Annotated in this window: 18 protein-coding genes; 5 read left to right on the top strand and 13 right to left on the bottom strand. The window is 69.3% G+C overall.

Going from position 1 to position 20775, the window contains the following annotated elements; genetic code table 11:
- Positions 1-215: 215 nt before the first annotated feature.
- From OHA25_RS33190 to OHA25_RS33180, 3 genes are read left to right on the top strand one after another with little or no spacing between them, the layout of a single operon-like run.
- The gene (locus tag OHA25_RS33190; RefSeq protein ID WP_327580862.1) at positions 216-1442 is read left to right on the top strand and encodes an extracellular solute-binding protein; all 1227 of its coding nucleotides are present in this window, start codon (positions 216-218) and stop codon (positions 1440-1442) included.
- A 56-nt stretch (positions 1443-1498) separates the two neighbouring features.
- Positions 1499-2410 (top strand): carbohydrate ABC transporter permease, encoded by a 912-nt coding sequence (locus tag OHA25_RS33185; RefSeq protein WP_327580861.1) that lies wholly within the window; start codon positions 1499-1501, stop codon positions 2408-2410.
- Complete coding sequence (locus tag OHA25_RS33180; RefSeq protein ID WP_327580860.1) at positions 2410-3363, top strand: carbohydrate ABC transporter permease; 954 nt, start codon at positions 2410-2412, stop codon at positions 3361-3363. The genes OHA25_RS33185 and OHA25_RS33180 overlap by 1 nt, the downstream gene beginning before the upstream one ends.
- 109 nt (positions 3364-3472) lie before the next feature.
- Here the strand turns inward: OHA25_RS33180 and OHA25_RS33175 are convergent, their stop codons facing one another.
- The 13 genes from OHA25_RS33175 to OHA25_RS33115 all read right to left on the bottom strand — a co-directional run bounded on the left by OHA25_RS33175 (position 3473) and on the right by OHA25_RS33115 (position 18930).
- Entirely contained in the window at positions 3473-4807 is a 1335-nt protein-coding gene (locus tag OHA25_RS33175; protein ID WP_327580859.1) for a transposase, read from the bottom strand.
- 649 nt (positions 4808-5456) lie between these two features.
- Entirely contained in the window at positions 5457-8000 is a 2544-nt protein-coding gene (locus tag OHA25_RS33170; protein WP_327580858.1) for a glycosyl hydrolase 2 galactose-binding domain-containing protein, read from the bottom strand.
- A gap of 206 nt (positions 8001-8206) precedes the next feature.
- Positions 8207-10072, bottom strand: coding sequence for a DEAD/DEAH box helicase (locus OHA25_RS33165; protein WP_327580857.1), 1866 nt, complete (start codon positions 10070-10072; stop codon positions 8207-8209).
- A 308-nt stretch (positions 10073-10380) separates the two neighbouring features.
- On the bottom strand, positions 10381-10680 hold the full coding sequence (locus tag OHA25_RS33160) for a metal-sulfur cluster assembly factor (protein WP_305921505.1): 300 nt from the start codon (positions 10678-10680) through the stop codon (positions 10381-10383).
- 56 nt (positions 10681-10736) lie between these two features.
- The gene (gene sufU, locus OHA25_RS33155; RefSeq protein ID WP_305921314.1) at positions 10737-11177 is read right to left on the bottom strand and encodes a Fe-S cluster assembly sulfur transfer protein SufU; all 441 of its coding nucleotides are present in this window, start codon (positions 11175-11177) and stop codon (positions 10737-10739) included.
- Positions 11178-11179: 2 nt separating this feature from the next.
- Complete coding sequence (locus tag OHA25_RS33150; protein ID WP_327580856.1) at positions 11180-12436, bottom strand: cysteine desulfurase; 1257 nt, start codon at positions 12434-12436, stop codon at positions 11180-11182.
- Positions 12433-13179: a Fe-S cluster assembly ATPase SufC gene (gene sufC / locus OHA25_RS33145; protein ID WP_327580855.1), complete on the bottom strand. Its 747-nt coding sequence runs from the start codon at positions 13177-13179 to the stop codon at positions 12433-12435. The genes OHA25_RS33150 and sufC overlap by 4 nt, the downstream gene beginning before the upstream one ends.
- Positions 13180-13184: 5 nt before the next feature.
- A complete protein-coding gene (locus OHA25_RS33140) occupies positions 13185-13502 on the bottom strand; it encodes a non-heme iron oxygenase ferredoxin subunit (protein ID WP_327580854.1) in 318 nt (105 codons plus the stop codon).
- Complete coding sequence (gene sufD, locus OHA25_RS33135; RefSeq protein ID WP_327580853.1) at positions 13499-14620, bottom strand: Fe-S cluster assembly protein SufD; 1122 nt, start codon at positions 14618-14620, stop codon at positions 13499-13501. Before sufD ends, OHA25_RS33140 begins: the two co-directional genes overlap by 4 nt.
- Positions 14620-16032: a Fe-S cluster assembly protein SufB gene (gene sufB, locus OHA25_RS33130; protein WP_305921309.1), complete on the bottom strand. Its 1413-nt coding sequence runs from the start codon at positions 16030-16032 to the stop codon at positions 14620-14622. Before sufB ends, sufD begins: the two co-directional genes overlap by 1 nt.
- Positions 16029-16727, bottom strand: a complete 699-nt coding sequence (locus OHA25_RS33125; protein WP_305921504.1) for a helix-turn-helix transcriptional regulator — start codon at positions 16725-16727, stop codon at positions 16029-16031. The genes sufB and OHA25_RS33125 overlap by 4 nt, the downstream gene beginning before the upstream one ends.
- Positions 16728-16817: 90 nt before the next feature.
- The gene (locus OHA25_RS33120) at positions 16818-18059 is read right to left on the bottom strand and encodes a multidrug effflux MFS transporter (protein ID WP_327580852.1); all 1242 of its coding nucleotides are present in this window, start codon (positions 18057-18059) and stop codon (positions 16818-16820) included.
- Positions 18060-18153: 94 nt separating this feature from the next.
- Complete coding sequence (locus OHA25_RS33115) at positions 18154-18930, bottom strand: VOC family protein (RefSeq protein ID WP_327580851.1); 777 nt, start codon at positions 18928-18930, stop codon at positions 18154-18156.
- A 146-nt stretch (positions 18931-19076) separates the two neighbouring features.
- On the opposite strand from OHA25_RS33115, the gene OHA25_RS33110 reads away from it, so the two are divergent.
- The gene (locus OHA25_RS33110; protein WP_327580850.1) at positions 19077-19985 is read left to right on the top strand and encodes an ABC transporter ATP-binding protein; all 909 of its coding nucleotides are present in this window, start codon (positions 19077-19079) and stop codon (positions 19983-19985) included.
- The gene (locus tag OHA25_RS33105) at positions 19982-20773 is read left to right on the top strand and encodes an ABC transporter permease (protein ID WP_327580849.1); all 792 of its coding nucleotides are present in this window, start codon (positions 19982-19984) and stop codon (positions 20771-20773) included. Before OHA25_RS33110 ends, OHA25_RS33105 begins: the two co-directional genes overlap by 4 nt.
- Positions 20774-20775: the final 2 nt, after the last annotated feature.

The raw sequence follows: 20775 nt of genomic DNA, 5'->3' as shown, positions 1-20775 counted from the left end.
CAGCTCAGAGCCGTGTGGAGCGGAAACCTCCTGACAACGTTGTCGACGGCCTATTGTAACTTACCCGTTTAAGTGGTGAGATCCCTACACATATGAATGTGGGCGCCGGTCGTGGGATGCCCCTCGCACATCCGCACGCCCCCCGAAGGCGCCCATCCGACCGATAGATCGGATGGCCCATGCGACGAACAATGGCGGCTTGCAGCACGGTCCTGTTGGCGGTTCTGAGCGCGGCCTGCGCCACTAGCGGCCAGACGCAGACCCAGCAGGCGGACCAGAACACCAACGCCCCCGTGACCCTGTCCTTCTGGTCCACGGGCGGTGACGACGAGACGGCGACCTTCCAGAAGGCCGCCGACCTCTACAAGCAGAAGCACCCGAACGTGACGGTCAAGGTGCAGACCCTTTCGTGGTCCGACGCGTACGCCAAGCTGCTGGCGGCGGCCACCAGCCGCAGCGGACCCGACATCATCTCCGGCGGCATGACCTGGACCATCCAGTTCGGCGTCAAGGGCGCCATGGTGGACCTGCGCAAGCACGGCCTCGACTCGCTCAAGGCCCAGGCGCTGCCCGCCCAATGGGAGTCGGCCATCTCCCCCGACGGCTCGGTGTTCGGCGTGCCGCTGGACATGTCGACCCTCGCCCTCTACTACCGCACCGACCTGCTGGAGCAGGCCAAGGTCGAGCCGCCCAAGACCTGGGAGGAGCTGACCGCGGCCATCGGCAAGCTCAAGGCGGCCGGGATCAAGAAGCCCTACAGCCAGGACTGGGGCAACCTCGACTGGATCGGCTACTTCAACTACCTCTACCAGGCGGGCGGCTCGTTCTACACCGCCGACTGCAAGCCCTCGCTCAACACCCCGCAGGCGGAGCAGGCGCTGAAGTACTGGGTGGACCTCTACCGCGAGCACGGCGCGCCCACCGCCACCGTGGAGGGCGCCGACGCGCTGGACACCGGGACCGCGATGGTGGTGGCGGGCAACTGGATCGCCAAGGGCATCGACATCAACAAGCCCAAGCTGAAGGACAAGTGGGCGATGACCACGATTCCCGCGGGCCCCGCCGGGCCGACCACGTTCATCGGCGGCCGGGCCATCGGCGTGACCTCCTTCAGCAAGTACGTCCAGACGAGCACGGACTTCGTCAAGTTCATGTACAGCGACGAGGCCATCACCGCGATCGCGGACGAGGCGAGGAAGCGGAACATCTCCTACATCCCGCCGCGTCCCGACAAGATCGTGAACGGCTCGGTGTTCGCTCCCGAGCAGGCCCAGGTGTTCGAGACCGCGATCAAGGCCGGCAAGGCCGCGCCGGGCTGCCCCGGCTGGGACGAGAGCGCGCCGGACGTGACCAAGCAGCTCCAGTCGGCGATCCTCGGCAAGGCGGACGTCAAGACCGCATTGACGGAAGCCGCCAAGGTCATGGAACGCAACGCCGGATAGCCGCACCCGCCGGGACCGGCCCCGCCCGGTCCCGGCCCTTGATCCAGGAGTCTGACATGGCCTCCCCCATCCCCCTGCGCGGCAGGCTGCGCCGCTACGGCACGTCGTATGCGATGCTGCTGCCGTTCCTCGCCCTGTTCGCGGGGTTCCTGCTCTGGCCGCTGGCCAACTCGCTCTACCTGAGCTTCACCAAGTTCGACGGGGTCAATCCCGCGGTGTTCAACGGTGTGGACAACTTCGTGCAGCTGGCGTCGGACACCAGGTTCCGCCACGCGCTGGGCAACACGGCCCTGTACGTGGTGGGGTCGGTCGTGCTCGGCACGCTGCTGTCGCTGGGCCTGGCGCTGGCCTTCAACGGCAGTAGCTGGCCGCACCGGATCATGCGCACCCTGTTCTTCCTGCCCTCGGTGACCTCCTCCATCGCGCTCATGCTGATGTGGAAGTGGGTTCTCTACCCCAGCGACGTGGGCCTTGCCAACACGATCGTGGACTGGTTGGGCGGCCAGGCCGTCGCCTGGCTGGCCACACCGGGCTTGACGATCCCGATCCTGGTGCTGATGTCGGTGTGGGGCGGCATGGGCTACGGCATGGTGCTGTACGTGGCCGGGCTCGGCTCGATCCCCGAGGAGTACTACGAGGCCGCCAAGATCGACGGCGCGTCCGCTTGGCGGCAGTTCCGCCACATCACGCTGCCGCTGTTGCGCCCCGTCACCACGTATGTGGTGGTGACCGGCCTGATCGGCGCCTTCCAGGTGTTCGAGGCCGTCTACATCGTCTTCAGTCAGGGCGCCAACACCATCGGCGGCGTGCTCGACTCGGGCCTGATGATCGTCCCCTACCTCTACGACCAGGGATTCACCCACTTCAGGCTGGGCTATGCCTCCGCGATCGCGTGGGTGCTCTTCCTGATCATCTTCGTGCTCAGCCTCGTCAACCTGCGCGTGGGCCGCGCCATGAAGGAGCTGTGATGGCCGTCGCCCCGATGGACACGATCGCCCCGGTCCAGCAGTCCCCGCACGGGACGGCGACCGGCAGCCGGCGCTCCAAGATCAACGCACACCTGCTGCGCCTGCCGTTCTACCTGCTGGCGCTGACGATGATCGCGCCGTTCTACTGGCTGCTCATCACAGTGTTCAAGCCACCGAGGGAGCTGGCCAGGACACCGCCGTCGTTCGTGCCGGAGTCCCCCACTTTCGCCAACTTCTACGACCCGGAATGGTCCCCCGCCGCCATCAACCCCGGCCACCTGCAGGGCATCTTCCAGCGTTACCAGGTGGACCTCGGCTTCTGGCGGTTCATGCTCAACAGCATCTTCATCACCACCGCCATCACCGTCGGGTCGCTGCTGATCTGTTCCCTGGCCGCGTACGTGATCGCCAAGCACGACATCAAGGGCCGCCGGACCATCTTCCTGTTGATCATCGCCTCGATGATGGTGCCCTGGCAGACCACGCTGATCCCGAACTACGTGATCATGCGGAACCTGGGCTGGCTGGACAGCTACGCGGCCTACATCGTCCCGGCGCTGGCCAAGGCCTTCGTGCTGTTCTTCCTGGTGCAGTTTCTGCAGTCGATACCGAACGAGCTGATCCAGGCGGCCAGGGTGGACGGCGCCGGGGAGTGGCGGATCTGGTGGAGGATCGTGCTGCCACTGCTACGGCCGGCCCTCGCCGCGATGTCGATCTTCATCGTGCTGGCGGAGTGGAACAACTTCCTCTGGCCGCTCATCATCGTGCAGAGCGACGAGATGGCGAACATCCCCGTCGCGCTGGCCAGGCTCAACTCCTACTTCGGGGGGCCCGACCACCAAGGCGCGATCATGGCGGGCGGGCTGCTCGCGTCGGTTCCGACGATCGTCTTCTTCCTGATCTTCCAGAAGTACTTCACCAAAGGCATCGCGCTCAGCGGAATCAAGGGCTGACCGTTCCTAGGCGGGTTGGCCGGTGTTGGCCGCATCGTCGTGGACCGGGCCCGGGCTGGGTCCGGGTGCACCCCGAACGGTCTTGGGTGCTGGGAACAGCGCGGGCTGGTCACCTCGGCCCCGGCAGGTCTTGCCGCCCCGGGGGCGTGCCTGCGGTCCTGGGCGGGCTCGCGGTCCCGTGCGCCGGCGGGCGGGATGCGGTCTGGCCGGTAGCTCTCCGCGCCGCCATCCTCTGGTGGCGGACGGTCACACCTGGCCGACGCCGGATCCCGTGTCCGAAAGCGCGTCGTCCGATCGCCACCGCAGCGGCATGATGCCGGGTGGCCGTGCTCTGCTTGGTCTGCTGCTGGAGGGGGCGTTGCCAGTGCTGGCCACCCCACTTGGAGGTGAAGGCCGGGTCGACGGCGACCACGACCAGGCCGCGGTGGTAGGCCATGCCGCGCAGCCGTTCCCGGAAGCGTGCGGTGGGGATGCCGGCGACGGTGCGGCGGAAGCTCTTGCCCCGCCGTCCGCGTCCCATGTTCTCCCGGCCGGTGGCGCGGGCGTCATCGAAGCCCAGGTTCTCGATCGCGATCCCCGTGCAGCCATGACGGTGCGCGAGGTGGATCAGGTCGCTGATCGCCTGCCGCAGCCGTCCGTCGCGCTGGGAGGCGGGCCCGGTCAGCTCGGTGCGGATCGTGATGGGCTGGCCGATCGGATTGCCGCAGGCGTCGACGACGCAGGCGGCCAAGTGGTCGCCGTTGAGGTCCACGCTCAGCAACCGCGCCCCGGAGGCGGCCAGCCGGCCCGGGGACGGCAAGGTCGGGGTATCGGCGGACCAGGAGGCGTCCAGATACCACCGGTCCCGCTCCGGTTCGTAGGTGATGTCATAGCGCACCGCCCGGTTGGCCTGCACGCGATCCAGCCACTCCTCGCGCCGGTGGTGAAAGCCCACCGTGGCCGCCAGCCGGTAGCGGCCCCGAGGGGCGTTGGCCAGGTGCCGCAGCGGCTCCGGCAGCACGATCGACACCGAGCCGTCACCGGGGTCGACGGTGATGGTGTAGTTCCCGAACGGCGCTCCGGACTCCCCGTCGGCGGTCAGGAACATCCGCCGCGCCTCCCACCGCCGGCGCCACTCCTGCTCGGAGAGATCGGCGTCGGCAAGATTGTGCCGGAGTTTGGCCAGCCGACGGCCGCCGACCACGATCGCCGGTCGGCCTTGTGCGATACGGTCCTCAACGCGCGCCAACCGGGCGGTGAGGACCTGCAGCCGGCGCTGCTTGTTCCACCGCTCCTCCTGATCGGCGTACCCGCGCACCCGACCCTTGCGCTTGCCGCACGGCACCGCCAGCCGCTTGCTGATCGTGGCTATGGCGCGGCGCAGGCCAGCGCGCTGGTCGTGCAGGCAGCGCAGCGCCAGCTGGTACTGATCCTCCGAGGTATACGGGTCATCGCCCCGGCCCACCGCGACGAGGACACCGCGGTGAGCCTCCTCTTCCGCTCCGCCCTCCGGTTCTGTGCGACCGCGACATCCCCAATACGGATGCGCTCGGCCAGATCAGCGCGGGCATGGCTGCCCAGATGACGGCCGACAGCGGTCAAGACCTCGACGTCACGCTCGGACAGCCGCAGACGATCCCGGATCCGCGCCCCTGCAGGTGGGGCGATGGTGAACGGTGCCGCGATCGCCCGCAGCCTCTTCCCAGCCTTCAGACGCCCGCCCACCCCGTCGCCCCTTCGCCGAGTTGCCCGCCCACCAGACTCCCAACAGGATCGGGACGTCCGGACTAGCATGAGCCGGTACGCACACAGAACTTGTCACCCCACCAGCCCTTTACGCTGAGTGATCAGTAGGCTACCGGAATTCGGCACTGCTGGCTAGAACATGTGATCGATACCTGGAATGCCAGCACTCACGAACCCCCCAGCGAGGTCGCCCTTGCCCGCGGCAAGCGTGGCCGCCGAGCCGGAGGATCAGCAGCCGATAGGTTCGGAAGCGAGCGCGACGGCCACCGACCCAGCGCCGTTGCCGCAGCCACGGCGCTACGTAGACGCAATCCTGCTATCGAGACCAGGGCGACGCCACCGAGATAGGGACGATGTCGATGACCGCCTCATCGGACCACCACATCGTTGACGCAGCGCAGCACCGGCGCGCGGACCAGGGCCCGCTCGTCCAAGCCTGCCGTACGGATCAGGAACTCGGCGCGCTCGCCCGGCAGCAGCGTGACGAGCTGGTCGTCGACCTGTGCATCCGGGTCCAGCCGGTCGGGGAAGACGGCCAGGTCGCGCAGGAGCGTGCGGGCGGTGACCGTCAGCAGCATGCCCTCCGGCGCCGGCGCCGTCGTCGTGTCGTAGCCCGGCTCGGGCAGGTGCAGGTCCTTGTCGGACGCGAAGAACCACAAGGCCCGCCCCACGGGCCGCTCCCCCGCCTCACCCGGCCCGTCCGCCGCCGGTGGCCTGTCCGCCGCCCTTGGCCCATTCGCCGCTGGCCCGGCGGATGCGGCGGGGCGGCCGAGGTCGACCACGGCGTGCTCGGCCATCGCAGTGGCGGCTCCGGACCCGATGATCGCGATGGCGAGCAGTTCGGCCGCCGGGTCGCCTGGCTCGGCGACGGACGGGGTCAGGGGCAGGGTGACGGCCGTACGCGGCGGCACGTCCAACGCGAGGTCCTGGGCTGCGAGCTCGGCCCCGTCGAAGCCGTGCCGTACGGCCCGCGCCGACGCCCGCCACGGCCGGCCGGTGTCGTTGACGGCGACCAGCGCCAGGCCGCCGTCCCGCGGCTGCACGGTCAGCAGCCGGTCGGCGTAGGCCCTGCGCAGCGCGTGGAACAGCGGCTTCTTCCTGCCGTCCCCGTCCACGGCCGACCATGAGGTGACCGGCCAGCAGTCGTTGAGCTGCCACACGACGCTGCCGGCGCAGTGCGGCCACAGGGCCCGGAAGTGCTCCACCCCAAGCTGGATGGCGCGCGCCTGGTTCACCTGGGTGAGGTAGTGCCAGTCGTCGAAGGTCCCGGGCACGGGGAAGTGCGGCTCGAGTCCGGCGGCCAGTTTGAGGTTGCCGTCGATCGCCTTCTGGTGGTGCAGCAGGCCACGCGAATCGGGCAGCAGCGGCTCGTCGCTGATCGCCCTGCGGATGGTGGCGTACGCGGCGGGGCCCTGGAAGCCGAACTCGGCGGCCATGCGGGGCCGGTAGTCGCGGTAGACGGTGTAGTCGCGCTGGTTCCACACGTCCCAGATGTGCATGGTGCCGTGGGCCGGGTCGTTGGGCGGCAGGTCCATGGAGCCCGAGTACGGGCTGCCGGGCCAGTAGGGGCGGGTGGGGTCGAGCTCGGCCACGACGCGCGGCAGCGTCTCCAGGTAGAAGCCGCCTCCCCAGCTGCGTCCCTGGAGCGACTCCTGCCATCCCCAGTCGGCGTAGCCCTCGATGTTCTCGTTGTTGCCGCACCACAGGGCCAGGCTCGGGTGCCGGCTCAGCCTGGCGACCTGCTCGCGGGCCTCCGCCTCCACCTCGGCCCCGATCGGGTCCTCCTCGGGGTAGGCGGCGCAGGCGAACGGGAAGTCCTGCCAGACCAGCAGCCCGAGCCGGTCGCACAGGTCGTAGAAGTCCTCGCTCTCGTACAGGCCGCCGCCCCACACCCGGATAAGGTTGACGCCCGCCTCGCACGCCTGGGCGAGCCTGGCGGCGTAGCGGTCATGGGTCACCCTGGTGGGGAAGCAGTCGTCGGGGATCCAGTTGACTCCTCTGACGAACACGTCGACGCCGTTGACGGCCAGCGTGAACGCGCCGCCCTCGGTGCGCAGCCGCACCTCGCGGAGTCCGATCTCCCGGTGCCAGACGTCCTCGCCGGCGGTCACTTCGAGGTCGTAGAGCGCCTGCTCGCCGTACCCTCTCGGCCACCACAGCTCCGGCTCCGGCACTTCCAGCGTGATGACGGCCTCGCTCCGGCCCTCGGGGATCACGGTACGTCCGGACACGCCCTTGATCGTCGCCGTCACCTCGACGGGTCCGGACTTCTCCACCTGGACGTGGACGTCCACCCTGGCCGCCCCGTCCCCGAGGGTGACCAGCGGGCGCACTTCGGCGATCCTGGCCCCGCTCCAGGCGTGCAGCCCGATGGGCCGCCAGATGCCCGACGTGACCAGTGTCGGCCCCCAGTCCCAGCCGAAGTTGCAGGCCATCTTCCTGATGAACTGGTACGGCTCGGCGTACGAGCCGGGCCGCTCCCCCAGCTCGTCGCGGAGCCTGTCGGTGTATTCGTACGGCGAGCCGAACGTGATTCTTAACCGGTTCTGTCCTTCACGCAGCAGATCCCGGAGGTCGAAACGGTACGACCGGTGCATGTTGGCCGTCTCGCCCACCCGGCTGCCGTTCAACTCGATCAGCGCCACCGTGTCGAGCCCTTCGCAGACCAGGTCGGTCCGCTCGTGCCCGGTCGGCGACCAGTCGAAGACGGTCTCGTACCGCCAGGCGGTGCGGCCGATCCAGGTGAGTCCGTCCTCGTTGTCGTCCAGGTAGGGGTCCGGGATGAGACCGGCGGCGAGCAGGTCGGTATGCACACATCCGGGCACAGTGGCAGGCACAGGCGCGGGCGCGTCCACCTCGCCGTCTGCCGCCTGGACGGTCCATGACTCATGCAAGGCGCGCTGAAAGCCCATGAAAACTCTCCGGACGTCGATTGAGGCAATAGGCAAGATATCAGCCCCTATTCCCCTATTTACAGCGCTCGGCACCCACATTGCTGAACCGATTCATATCGGTCTCAGCCCGTAAACGCGACTGCCCGCCGCACCTCGCGATGAACGAGGTACGGCGGGCAGGTGATGCTCAGTGACGGCGCCGCAGCGGAGCGGGCCGGACCGGGTCAGCGCTCGAAGCGGGGGCCACCCTGGCTGCGGCGGAATCCGCCGTTGCCCCGGTCGTCGCCACGGCCACCGCCGGAGCGGTAACCGTCACCCGACGGTGCGGAGCGGTAGCCGCCGTCACCCGACGGCGCGGAGCGGTAGCCGTCGCCGGAGCGGTAGCCGTCGCGCGGAGTGCGGTCGTCCGAACGGTGGTCCGCCGAGAACGGGCGGCCACGGTCGGAGCCGTAGCGGCCGCCGCGGTCGTCGGAGCGGAATCCGCCACCCCGCTGGCCACGGTCGTCCTGCCGGAACGGGCGGTCGTCGGAGCGGTAGCCGCCGCCCGACCTGCCATCTCGGCGGCGGTCGTCGCCGAACGTCCGCGGCTCCTGCGCGCGCCCGACCGGCCGCTCACCATCGGTGTGCCGCCGCGCGCCGCCGAACGGCCGGTCACCGTCCTCATGCCTGCGCGGACGCCGGTCCTCACCGGGCCCGAACGAGCGGTCGCCGTCACCGTGGCTGCGCGGGCGGCGATCGCCGTCGAAGTCACGGCGGCCACCGCGGCGGCCACGACGCTCCGAACCCCCATGGCCGCCCTCGCGGCGGGGCCGCAGCGGCTTGCGGACGTCCGGCTCCCAGACCGGGATGGACTCGCCGCTGGGCGTGCGGGCGCCCGTCACCTCGGCGACCCGCGGGTGACCGGGGGTGGCCTTCAGGCGGAACGGGTGGATCCCGGCGCGCCGGGTGAGCGCGTCGGTGGAGCGGCGCTCGTTGGGGAGCACCAGCGTGACGACGGTGCCCTTCTCGCCGGCGCGGGCCGTGCGGCCGCCCCGGTGCAGGTAGCTCTTGTGGTCCTGCGGCGGGTCGACGTGCAGCACCAGGCTGATGTTGTCCACGTGGATGCCGCGCGCCGCGACGTCGGTGCAGACCAGCACGTTGACGGAGCCCTCGCGGAACTCGGCGAGGATGCGGGTGCGCTGGTTCTGGCGCTTGCCGCCGTGCAGGCCGCCCGACTTGACGCCGACCCGGGCCAGCTGCTTGCACAGCCGGTCCACGCCGTGCTGGGTCTTGACGAAGATGATGGTGCGGCCCTCGCGATTGGCGATCTCGGCGATGACGTCGAACTTGTCGTCGCGCGTGACCTGCATCACGTGGTGCTCCATGGTGTCGACCGGCGAGGTCGCGGGCGCCACGGAGTGGGTGATCGGGTTGGTGAGGAAGCGCTTCACCAGCTTGTCGACGTCACCGTCGAGCGTGGCGGAGAACAGCAGCCGCTGGCCGTCGCTCGGCGTCTGCGCGAGCAGGTCGGTCACGACGGGGAAGAAGCCGAGGTCGCACATGTGGTCGGCCTCGTCGAGCACGCTCACCTGGACGTCGGACAGGGAGCACTCGCCCTGCCGGATCAGGTCGCCGAGGCGGCCGGGGGTGGCGATGACGATGTCGACGCCGCGCCGCAGCGCCTCGATCTGCTTGCCCATGGACATGCCGCCGACGACGACCTTCATGCGCAGCCCGAGGCCGCGGCCGAGGGGCTCGAGAGCGTCGTGGACCTGGAGCGCGAGCTCGCGGGTCGGCACGAGGATCATGGCGCGGGGCCGGCCGGGCGCGGGCTTCACGCCGGCGAGGCGGGCCATGGTGGGCAGCCCGAAGGCGAGGGTCTTGCCGGAGCCGGTCTGGCCGCGGCCGAGCACGTCATGGCCGGCGAGAACGTCGGGGATCGTCGCGCTCTGGATGGGGAACGGGCTGTCGATGCCCTGCCTGGCCAGTCCGGTGATGAGCGGCTTGGGCAGGCCCAGCAGCTCGAACTCGGAGGGGCCCGGCTGCGAGGCGGCCTCGACCGTGAGGTCGGAGCCGGTCTCGTCGAACGAGGGCATGACAGGGTCAAGCATGGTCACGAAAGTCGTGCCTTTCAGTCGAAGTGGCACGTCACTTCTGCGAAAGGACGAGCCAGGATGTGCGGCTCAAGCCGCACAGGGGTTCAGGGCGACCCGCCATCGGGGCGGATCAAATCCACAAGGGGGATACACCGGGCACCGGCCGCAGGCGGCGCGAGACGCGCAATGAGACGTCGGGGGTGCATCTTTACCAACGCCGGGATGTTATCGGATATTTCCCGGATGGGCCCGGACCTTCCGAAACCCTCTTTGGCATGCTGAAGCGGCTGACACTTGACGCCAGCCGTAACAGCAGAAAAAGATCAGACGTTGAATCCTAGCATACGGAGCTGCTCGCGGCCCTCATCGGTGATCTTGTCCGGGCCCCACGGCGGCAGCCAGACCCAGTTGATCTTCACGTCGGACACCATGCCGTCGAGCGCGGAGTGGGCCTGGTCCTCGATGACGTCGGTCAGCGGGCAGGCCGCGCTGGTCAGCGTCATGTCGATGGTGGCCACCGGCCGCTGGCCGTCTGCGGGGTCGAGGTTGAGCCCGTAGATCAGGCCCAGGTCGACGACGTTGATGCCGAGCTCGGGGTCGACGACGTCCTTGAGCGCCTCCATGACCTCCTCGAGGCTGGTCTCACCATCGAAGTCCGTAGGGGTCTCAACTGGCTTGCTCACTGGGCTGCACTCCTCACAACAGCGTCCTTGTAGGCCATCCAAGAAAGCAACGCGCATTTGACACGCGCCGGGAACTTGGCCACGCCCGAGAACGCGACCGCGTCACCGAGCACGTCCTCGTCGGCCTCCACCTGTCCCCTGCCCTGCATGAGCCGGGTGAACTCGTCGACCACCGAGAGCGACTCCTCGACCGTCGAGCCGGTGGCCAGCTCGTGCAGCACGGAGGCGGCGGCCTGGCTGATCGAACAGCCCTGTCCGTCATAGGAGACGTCGAGGATCTTGCCGGCGTCGCCCACCTTGACCCTGAGCGTGATCTCGTCGCCGCACGTGGGGTTCACGTGGTGAACCTCGGCGTCGTACGGCTCGCGCAGCCCCCGCCCCTGCGGGTGCTTGTAGTGCTCCAGGATCAGCTCCTGGTACATCGACTCGCCGATCATGGCTATGCGAACACCTTCTGAACGTGATGCAGGCCGCGCACCAGGGCGTCGATCTCGCCCGTGGTGTTGTACAGGTAGAACGACGCCCGCGTGGTCGCCGGTATTCCGAAGCGCAGGTGCAGCGGACGCGCGCAGTGGTGCCCGACGCGTACGGCGACGCCGAACTGGTCGTCCAGGATCTGCCCGACATCGTGCGGGTGTATGCCCTCCAGCGTGAACGACACCGTGCCGCCGCGCTGCTCCAGCGTCTCGGGGCCGATGATCCGCAGGGTGGACACGTCCCGCAGAGCGTCCAGCGCGTAGGCCGTCAGCTCGCGCTCGTGCGCCTCGATGGCGTCCATGCCGATCCCAGTGAGGTAGTCCACGGCCGCGCCGAGCCCGATGGCCTCGACGATCGGCGGCGTGCCCGCCTCGAACTTGTGCGGCACCGGCGCGTACGTCGAGTGGTCCATCCAGACCGCCTCGATCATCTCGCCGCCGCCCAGGAACGGGGGCATGGCCTCCAGCAGCTCGGCCCGCCCCCAGAGCACGCCGATGCCGGATGGGCCGACCATCTTGTGCCCGGTGAAGGCCACGAAGTCGGCGCCCAGCTCGGTCACGTCGACCGGGTGGTGCGGCACGGACTGGGAGGCGTCCAGCATGATGAGCGCCCCGACCGCGTGCGCCCGCCTGGCCACCTCGGCGACCGGGTTGACGGTGCCGAGCACGTTGGACTGGTGGGCGACCGAGACGATCTTCGTCCGTTCGGTGATCACGTCGGCCGACAGGTCCAGCCTGCCGTCGTCGGTGACGCCGAACCACTTCAGCGTCGCACCGGTGCGCTGCGAGAGCAGCTGCCACGGCACGATGTTGGAGTGGTGCTCCATCTCGGAGATGACGATCTCGTCGCCGGGCCCGAGGGTGAAGCGCGGGTCGGTGTTGATCGGGTTGCCGAAGGCGTAGGCGACCAGGTTGAGCGCCTCGGAGGCGTTCTTGGTGAAGATCACCTCGTCGCGCGACGGCGCGCCGACGAAGCCCGCGATCTTGTCGCGGGCGCCCTCGTACGCCTCGGTCGACTCGGCGCCGAGGACGTGCATGGCCCGCCCGACGTTGCTGTAGTGCAGCGCCAGGTGCTCCCGCATGGTCTCGATGACCTGCTCGGGCTTCTGCGAGGAGTTACCCGAGTCGAGGTAGACGAGCGGGCGCCCGTCGGGCAGCTCGCGGGAGAAGACCGGGAAGTCCTTCCTGATCTTCTCCACATCGAAGCCGACGATTGTCATGCAGATGCCTTCGTGTACTGCTCGTAGCCCTCGGCTTCGAGCTTCTCGGCCAGTTCGGGCCCGCCTTCCTCGACGATGCGGCCGCCGGCGAAGACGTGCACGAAGTCCGGCTTCACGTACCGCAGGATGCGGGTGTAGTGCGTGATCAGCAGCACGCCGGTCTCGCCGTTGGCGCGGAAGCGGTTGATGCCCTCCGACACCACGCGCAGCGCGTCCACGTCGAGGCCGGAGTCGGTCTCGTCGAGCACGGCGATCTTCGGCTTGAGCAGCTCCATCTGGAGGATCTCGTGGCGCTTCTTCTCGCCGCCGGAGAAACCCTCGTTGAGGTTGCGCTGGGCGAAGGCGGGATCGATGGACAGCGCGTCCATGCCGCCCTTGAGGTCCTTGGCGAACTCGCGCAGCTTGGGCGCCTCGCCGCGGACGGCGGTGACGGCCGAGCGCAGGAAGTTGGACACCGACACACCGGGGACCTCGACCGGATACTGCATGGCGAGGAACAGGCCCGCGCGGGCCCGCTCGTCGACCGACAGCTCCAGCAGGTCCACGCCGTCGAGCAGCACCTGGCCGCCGGTGATCGTGTACTTGGGGTGGCCGGCGATGGCGTAGGCGAGCGTCGACTTGCCCGAGCCGTTGGGGCCCATGATGGCGTGGGTCTGCCCGGCCTTCACGGTCAGGTTGACGCCGCGCAGGATTTCCTTGTCCTCGACGGCGACATGGAGGTCGCGAATCTCAAGGGTGGACATGGTGGTTATGACTCCTTCGAGAGCGAGACGAGGACGTCATCGCCGTCGATCTTGACTGTGTAGACGTTCACGGGTTTGGTGGCGGGCGGACCTGTGGGCTTGCCGGTGCGGACGTCGAAGCACGAGCCGTGCAGCCAGCACTCCAGCGTGCCGTCGTAGACCTCGCCCTCGCTGAGCTTCACCTCGGCGTGGGAGCAGACGTCGTGCAGGGCGAAGATCTCCTCACCCTTGCGGACGAGCGCGACCGGGGTCTCCCCGACCTCGACTCCGAGGACCCCCTGCTCAGGGATGTCCTCGACCTTGCAAACCTTCTCGTAGCTCATCGTGCGAGCTCCGCCTCCACCGCGGTGAGCACGCGCTCGCGGATCTCCTCGACCTCGATCTTCTCGATGAGCTGGCCGAGGAAGCCCCTGACGACCAGGCGGCGGGCCTCGTCGTAGGGGATGCCGCGGGCCTGGAGGTAGAAGATGTGCTCGTCGTCGAGGCGGCCGGAGGCGGAGGCGTGCCCTGCGCCGGCGACCTCACCGGTGAGGATCTCCAGGTTGGGCACCGAGTCGGCGCGAGCGCCGTCGGTGAGGATGAGGTTGCGGTTGAGCTCGTAGGTGTCGGTGCCCTCGGCCTCGACCCTGATGATCACGTCGCCGATCCAGACGGCGTGCGCGTCCTCGCCCTGCAGGGCGCCGCGGTAGTCGACGTTGCTCTTGCAGTTGGGCTGCGAGTGGTCGACCAGCAGGCGGTGCTCCAGGTGCTGACCTGCGTCCGCGAAGTAGACGCCCGCCATGTCGGCGTCGCCGCCGGGGGCGGTGTAGGACACGCTGGGCGACAGGCGTACGAGGTCGCCGCCCATCGTCACCGCGAAGCTGCGGAACGTCGCGTCCTTGGCCAGCTGGGCGTGGTGGTGCGAGACGTGGACCGCGTCGTCGTCCCAGTCCTGCAGGCTGACGACCCTGAGCGAGGCGCCGTCGCCGACGGCGAACTCGATGTTGTCGGCGTAGACCGCGCTGCCCTTGTGATCGAGCACGACCACGGCCTCGGCCATCGGCTCCACCTTGACCACGATGTGGCCGAAGGCCGCGCCGTCGCCGGAGCCGGTCAGCGTCAGGACGGTCGGCTTGGACGCGACGGCCTCGCGCGGCACCGTGATCACGGTGGCCTTCTCGAAGCTGTGCCACGCCTGCGCGCTCACCCGGTCGGTCGGCGCGAACGCCTTGCCGAGCCGGGTGTCGTCGCGGCCCACGGTCTCCACGGTGACCTCGGGCGCCGCGTCGACGTCCAGGCGCACGTGGCCCACGGGCTCGGCCTTACCGCTGTGCAGGCCCTTCAGGCGCGAGAGCGGCGTGAAGCGCCACGACTCCTCGCGCCCGGTCGGGACCTCGAAGTCGCCGAGGTCGAACGACGCCTTTTCGTGCAGGGTCGACAAGGGCTTCTCGTTCAGGCCCATCAGCCGACGGCTCCTTCCATCTGCAGCTCGATCAGCCGGTTGAGCTCGAGCGCGTATTCCATGGGCAGCTCACGCGCGATCGGCTCCACGAAGCCGCGCACGATCATCGCCATCGCCTCGTCCTCGTCGAGCCCGCGGCTCATGAGGTAGAACAGCTGGTCCTCGCTGACCTTGGAGACCGTGGCCTCGTGACCCATCGAGACGTCGTCCTCGCGGACGTCGACGTAGGGGTAGGTGTCGGAGCGGCTGATCTGGTCGACCAGCAGCGCGTCGCACTTGACGGTGCTGGCGCTGCCGTGCGCGCCCTCCTCGATCTGCACGAGACCGCGGTAGGAGGTGCGGCCGCCGCCACGCGCCACCGACTTGGAGATCACGCTGGAGCTCGTGTGGGGCGCCAGGTGCACCATCTTCGAGCCGGCGTCCTGGTGCTGGCCTTCGCCCGCGAACGCGACGCTCAGCGTCTCGCCCTTGGCGTGCTCGCCCATGAGGTAGACGGCCGGGTATTTCATCGTGACCTTGGAGCCGATGTTGCCGTCGATCCACTCCATGGTCGCGCCCTCGTAGGCGACGGCGCGCTTGGTGACCAGGTTGTAGACGTTGTTCGACCAGTTTTGGATGGTCGTGTAACGGCAGCGGGCGTTCTTCTTCACGATGATCTCGACGACGGCGCTGTGCAGCGAGTCGGAGGAGTAGATCGGCGCGGTGCAGCCCTCGACGTAGTGGACGTAGGAGCCCTCGTCCACGATGATCAGGGTCCGCTCGAACTGGCCCATGTTCTCGGTGTTGATACGGAAGTAGGCCTGCAGCGGGATCTCGACCTCGACGTTCGGCGGCACGTAGATGAACGAGCCACCGGACCACACGGAGGTGTTGAGCGCGGCGAACTTGTTGTCGCCCACCGGGATCACGGAGCCGAAGTATTCCTTGAAGAGCTCCTCGTGCTCCTTCAGGCCCGTGTCGGTGTCGACGAAGATGACGCCCTTCTCCTCAAGGTCCTCACGGATCTTGTGGTAGACGACCTCGGACTCGTATTGAGCCGCGACACCGGCGATGAGGCGCTGCTTCTCCGCCTCGGGGATGCCGAGCTTGTCGTAGGTGTTCTTGATGTCGGCGGGCAGCTCGTCCCAGGACGCCGCCTGCTTCTCCGTCGAACGCACGAAGTATTTGATGTTGTCGAAGTCGATGCCGGTGAGGTCGGAGCCCCAGGTGGGCAGCGGCTTCCTGTGGAACAGGCGGAGGCCCTTCAGGCGAAGGTCAAGCATCCACTCCGGCTCGTTCTTGAGAGCGGAGATGTTGCGAACGACCTCCTCGGACAGGCCTCGCTTGGCCGCCGCGCCCGCGGCATCCGGGTCGGCCCAGCCGAACTTGTAATTCCCGAGGCCTTCCAGCTCCGGGCGGTCGGTGACAGTCACCTTCCGGTCTCCTTGCTCTTGTCTCTATGTGCGGATTCACCCAGCTTCTGTGGGCTCACGTGCGTCGTGCAGACCCCGTCGCCGTGGGCGATCGTGGCCAGGCGCTGCACCGGTGTGCCGAGCAGTTGCGCGAACGCCTCCGTCTCGGCCTCGCAGAGTTGCGGGAACTCCGCGGCCACGTGTGCCACCGGGCAGTGATGCTGGCAGAGCTGGTCGCCGCCCGACTTGGCCTTGCTGGCCGAAGCGGCATACCCCTCCGCCGACAGCGCCTGCGCCAGCACTTGAACGCGCTGATCCGCCGGCACCGTCCGCATGACCGGCTCCAGCCGCTTGAGCAGGCCCAACACCTGCGCGCGGGCGAAGTCGGCCACCGCGTCCTGTCCCATGCGCTCGGCCAGGAAGCGCAGCGCGCTCCCGGCCAGGTCGTCATAGGCGTGCTCGAAGGCACTGCGCCCCGCGTCGGTGATGGCGAACAGCTTGGCCGGCCGCCCGCGTCCGCGCTGACCGCGCGGGCGCACCATGCGAGGCTCGATCATCCCGTCGGCCACCAGCGCGTCGAGGTGACGCCGCACGGCGGCGGGCGTGAGCCCGAGCCGCTCGCCCAGGGCGGCGGCCGCGACGGGACCATGCTCAAGAATCAGCCGGGCGACGCGGGCACGCGTGCCGCGCTCGTGACCTGGCTCCATCATGGGCATGTTTTTCACAACATCAGTGTGCCGTAATTCCTTCCCGGTTCCAAACGGTTCTGACCAGCCCGGGGATGGAATTTGTCACGCAGGGTAGGCTTACCTAACCTCATTTGATCGCGGCCGGCGGCCGAGCACGGCGAAGGTCGCCACCGAGCAGGCGATGAGTCCCAGCATGACGGCCGCCATAGGCACGGCGGTACCTGCCCCGGCCAGGCCGACCAGCGGGGCCGCGAGGGCGCCGAGCGCGAACTGCAGCACGCCGAGCAGGGCCGAGGCGCTGCCGGCCACCTGGGGGGGCTGCGAGGCCAGCGCCAGCGCGCCCGTGCTCGGCAGCAGCAGACCCTGGCCGAGCATGATGACGAACAAGCCGCCCACGATGCCCTGCAGACCGAGCCCCGCGAGCGCGGCGGCCATGAGCACCCCCGCCCCGGTCAGGGCGGCGACCAGCCCGGTCACGACCAGCGCGACCGGCGACACCCGGCCCGAGAGCCGGCCGCCCACCTGCGCCGCGATGACCAGGCCGAACGCGTTGAGCGCGAAGATGAGCGAGTATTGCTGCGGTGTGGCGCCGTAGACCTCCTGCAGCACGAACGGCGAGCCGGAGATGTAGCCGAACATCGCCGCGAACGCCAGGCCGCCGGTGAGCGCGTAGCCCATGAACGCGCGCTCGCGCAGCAACCGCCAGAACGTGCGGGCGGTGTGCTTGAGCCCGCCGGCCTCGCGCTGCTGCGCGGGCAGCGTCTCACGCACGCCCGCCAGCACGGCCAGCAGCAGCACCAGGCCGGTGAGGCTGAGCGCCACGAACACGCCCCGCCAGGACGTGAACGACAGCAGCTGCGCCCCGGCGATCGGCGCCAGGATCGGGGCAAGGCCGCCGACCAGCATGAGCGTGGCGAAGATGCGGGCGATGGCGGCGCCGTCGTACAGGTCGCGCACGATCGCGCGCACGATGACCAGTGCCGCGCCGCCCAGGATGCCCTGCAGCAACCGGAAGGCGATGAGCATGGGAACCGACGGCGCGAACGCGCACAGCAGCGAGGCGAGCATGAACCCGGCCACGCCCACGATGAGCGGCACGCGGCGCCCCCGCACGTCGCTGACCGGGCCGGCGATGATCTGGCCGACCGACACGCCGATGAGGCACGCGGTGAGCGTGAGCTGCACTTGGGCGGGCGCGCTGAGCATCTCGGAGGTGATGGCGGGCAGCGCCGGGAGGTACATGTCGATGGAGAGCGGCCCGATCGCCGACAGCGCGCCGAGGATGACCAGCAGTAATCCGCGGCCGCTCTTCTGCTTCGGCACAACGACGGTGGACGTGGCTTCGGCTGCCACGGACATGCGTGATCCCCTCTCCCTCGTAGGCCGGTGGCCCACGAGGGCCGAGAGAATCAAACCAGGAGTCGGTCCTCCTAATTCCCGGTTATCAGATATTTCACTGAGGTTCGTTGAGCTGGATGACCGAGAAGATCGCACCCTGCGGGTCGGTGAGCATCGAGAACGGTCCCGGCGGCGCGTCCATCGCCCGGACGAGCACCTGCGCGCCCAGCCGCTCGGCCGCCGCGGTGGTGGCGCCGAGGTTGCCGACCGCGAAGTAGGTCATCCAGAACGAGGGCGTGCCCTGGGGATAGTCGGAGGGCATCTCCATCATGCCCGCGATGGCCGGCTCGCCCGCGTGCCACTCGGTGTATTTGACGCCGCCCATCTCCAGCAGCTCGGGCCGCCAGCCGAAGACCTCGGAGTAGAAGCGCTCGGCCGCCGCCGGGTCGCGGGTGATCAGCTCGTTCCAGCAGAACGAGCCGGGCTCGTTGACCAGCTCGGCGCCGTGATGGTTAGCCGCCTGCCAGGCGGCCGCGTGCGAGCCGTCGGGAGCGCGGAAGACGGTCATGCTGCCTTCCTCGAAGATCTGCATCGGCTCCATGACGACGGTGCCGCCGGCGTTCTTGATCCGGTCGGCGAGCGCGGCGATGTCGTCGGTGGCCATATAGGTGTTCCAGGTCGAGGGCATCCCCTCGCCCATGACCGGTCCCACTCCGGCGACCTTCTTGCCGTCGTAGGTGAACTGGCCGTAGCCGCCGGCCGCCGGATCGTCGACCATCTCGGCCTGCCACCCGAAGATCTCGCTGTAGAACCGGGCGGATGCGCCGACGTCGGTGCTGGACAGATCCACCCAGCACGGGACACCGGGCTCATACCCACTGCGTTGCGACATTGCAACCTCCTGTGACGTGGGGCTCACCGTCAGACTCTCACTCCGGTACGACGATTTCCGGGGAACGTGCGGGTCAAGACCTGTCCATATCCGGCCATCCTCACCTGCGGGCCGGACCGCGTGGCGTAGTCCCTAAACTCATGGCCATGGAATCCCCAGCCGTCGAGATCGTCGACCTGGTCAAGCGCTATGGCGGCACCACGGCGCTCGACGGCCTCGCACTCCGTGCCGAGCGCGGCGCGGTCACGGCCGTCCTCGGCCCCAATGGTGCGGGCAAGACGTCCACGGTCGAGATCTGCGAGGGATTCCGCAGGGCCGACTCCGGCACGGTCAAGGTGCTGGGGCTGGCACCTCAGCAGCCCGAGCTGCGGCCCCGGGTGGGGGTCATGCTGCAGGCGGGCGGGGTGCCGCCGGCGATGCGCTGCGGCCAGTGGCTGCGGCTGGTGGCGCGCTTCTACGCCCAGCCCCTCGACGCCCAGGCCCTCCTGGCCCGCCTGGGGCTGACCGATCACGCGCGCACCCCCTACCGGCGGTTGTCGGGCGGGCAGCAGCAGCGGCTGTCGCTGGCCGCGGCCGTGATCGGACGGCCTGAGCTGGTCTTCCTCGACGAGCCGACCGCCGGGCTGGACCCTCAGGCCAGGCACGCCTGCTGGGAGCTGGTGGGCGAGTTGCGCAGTGCGGGCGTGTCGGTGGTGCTGACCACGCATCACATGGACGAGGCCGAGCGGCTGGCCGACCACGTGGTGATCATCGACAGGGGGCGGGTGGTGGCCGAGGGCACGCCTGCCTCGCTCACCGGCGCAGAGCGCCAGCTCAGGTTCCGCGCCCGGCCGGGGCTGGGGCTGGAGGAGCTGCTCAACGCGCTCCCGGCGGGCAGCGCGGCCAAGGAGTCGCCCTCGGGCCACTACATCATCGAGGGCCTGGTGGGTCCCGAGCTGCTGGCCACGGTGACGGCGTGGTGCGCGGCCGAGGGTGTCACGGCCGACGACCTGAGCATCGAGCGGCGCACCCTCGAGGACGTCTTCCTCGAGCTGACCGGCAGGGAGCTGCGATGAGCGCGCACGGCCCCGGCGGGGCGGCCCCGCTGGACTTCACCCCCGCGCCCGGCGCGGCGCCGTTCCATCGGATGGTGCTGGCGCAGGCGGGCGCGGAGGTCCGCGCGATGTTGCGCAACGGCGAGCAACTGCTGCTCACGCTGATCATCCCTGTGCTGCTGCTGGTGGGCTTCTCGCTGGCGCCGCTGATCGACGTCGGCGGCGGGCGGCGGATCGACTTCCTGGCCCCCGGCGTGCTGGCGCTTGCGATCATGTCCACGGCCTTCACCGGGCAGGCCATCGCGACGGGTTTCGAGCGCCGCTACGGCGTGCTGAAGCGGCTGGGCGCGACGCCGCTGTCCAGGGCCGGGCTCATGCTGGCCAAGACCGCGGCCGTGGTGGCCGTGGAGGGCATCCAGGTCGTGATGATCGTGGCCGTGGGGCTGGCGCTGGGGTGGCGGCCGCAGGGGTCGTTCGTGAGCGCGGCGCTGCTGATCGTGCTGGGCACGGCGGCCTTCAGCGGGCTCGGGCTGCTCATGGCCGGCATCCTGCGCGCGGAGGCGACGCTGGCCGCGGCCAACCTGGTCTACCTGGTGCTGCTGGGCGCGGGCGGGGTGATCTTCCCGCTGTCGAAGTTCCCCGCGGGGGTGCGGCCGGTCCTGGAGCTGTTGCCCATCTCGGCCCTCACCGGCGGCCTGCGCTCGGTGCTCGCCCAGGGCGCGGCGCTGCCGCTCGGCCCGCTGGCCGTGCTCGCCGCCTGGGCGGTGTTGTCGCTGGCGCTGGTCTCCCGCACGTTCCGCTGGGAGTGACG

It is taken from the genome of Nonomuraea sp. NBC_00507 (assembly GCF_036013525.1).
In the GTDB taxonomy this organism is placed as follows: Bacteria; Actinomycetota; Actinomycetes; order Streptosporangiales; family Streptosporangiaceae; genus Nonomuraea.
This window is presented reverse-complemented; position numbering and strand designations above follow the sequence as displayed.

Bases quoted from the DNA above. Each gene is read 5' to 3' on its own strand.
- OHA25_RS33185 (WP_327580861.1), top strand. From the start codon at position 1,499: ATGGCCTCCCCCATCCCCCTGCGCGGCAGGCTGCGCCGCTACGGCACG.
- OHA25_RS33180 (WP_327580860.1), top strand. From the start codon at position 2,410: ATGGCCGTCGCCCCGATGGACACGATCGCCCCGGTCCAGCAGTCCCCG.
- OHA25_RS33170 (WP_327580858.1), bottom strand. From the start codon at position 8,000: ATGGGCTTTCAGCGCGCCTTGCATGAGTCATGGACCGTCCAGGCGGCA.
- OHA25_RS33165 (WP_327580857.1), bottom strand. From the start codon at position 10,072: ATGCTTGACCCTGTCATGCCCTCGTTCGACGAGACCGGCTCCGACCTC.
- OHA25_RS33160 (WP_305921505.1), bottom strand. From the start codon at position 10,680: ATGGAGGCGCTCAAGGACGTCGTCGACCCCGAGCTCGGCATCAACGTC.
- sufU (WP_305921314.1), bottom strand. From the start codon at position 11,177: ATGATCGGCGAGTCGATGTACCAGGAGCTGATCCTGGAGCACTACAAG.
- OHA25_RS33150 (WP_327580856.1), bottom strand. From the start codon at position 12,436: ATGACAATCGTCGGCTTCGATGTGGAGAAGATCAGGAAGGACTTCCCG.
- sufC (WP_327580855.1), bottom strand. From the start codon at position 13,179: ATGTCCACCCTTGAGATTCGCGACCTCCATGTCGCCGTCGAGGACAAG.
- OHA25_RS33140 (WP_327580854.1), bottom strand. From the start codon at position 13,502: ATGAGCTACGAGAAGGTTTGCAAGGTCGAGGACATCCCTGAGCAGGGG.
- sufD (WP_327580853.1), bottom strand. From the start codon at position 14,620: ATGGGCCTGAACGAGAAGCCCTTGTCGACCCTGCACGAAAAGGCGTCG.
- OHA25_RS33125 (WP_305921504.1), bottom strand. From the start codon at position 16,727: ATGCCCATGATGGAGCCAGGTCACGAGCGCGGCACGCGTGCCCGCGTC.
- OHA25_RS33120 (WP_327580852.1), bottom strand. From the start codon at position 18,059: ATGTCCGTGGCAGCCGAAGCCACGTCCACCGTCGTTGTGCCGAAGCAG.
- OHA25_RS33115 (WP_327580851.1), bottom strand. From the start codon at position 18,930: ATGTCGCAACGCAGTGGGTATGAGCCCGGTGTCCCGTGCTGGGTGGAT.
- OHA25_RS33110 (WP_327580850.1), top strand. From the start codon at position 19,077: ATGGAATCCCCAGCCGTCGAGATCGTCGACCTGGTCAAGCGCTATGGC.
- OHA25_RS33105 (WP_327580849.1), top strand. From the start codon at position 19,982: ATGAGCGCGCACGGCCCCGGCGGGGCGGCCCCGCTGGACTTCACCCCC.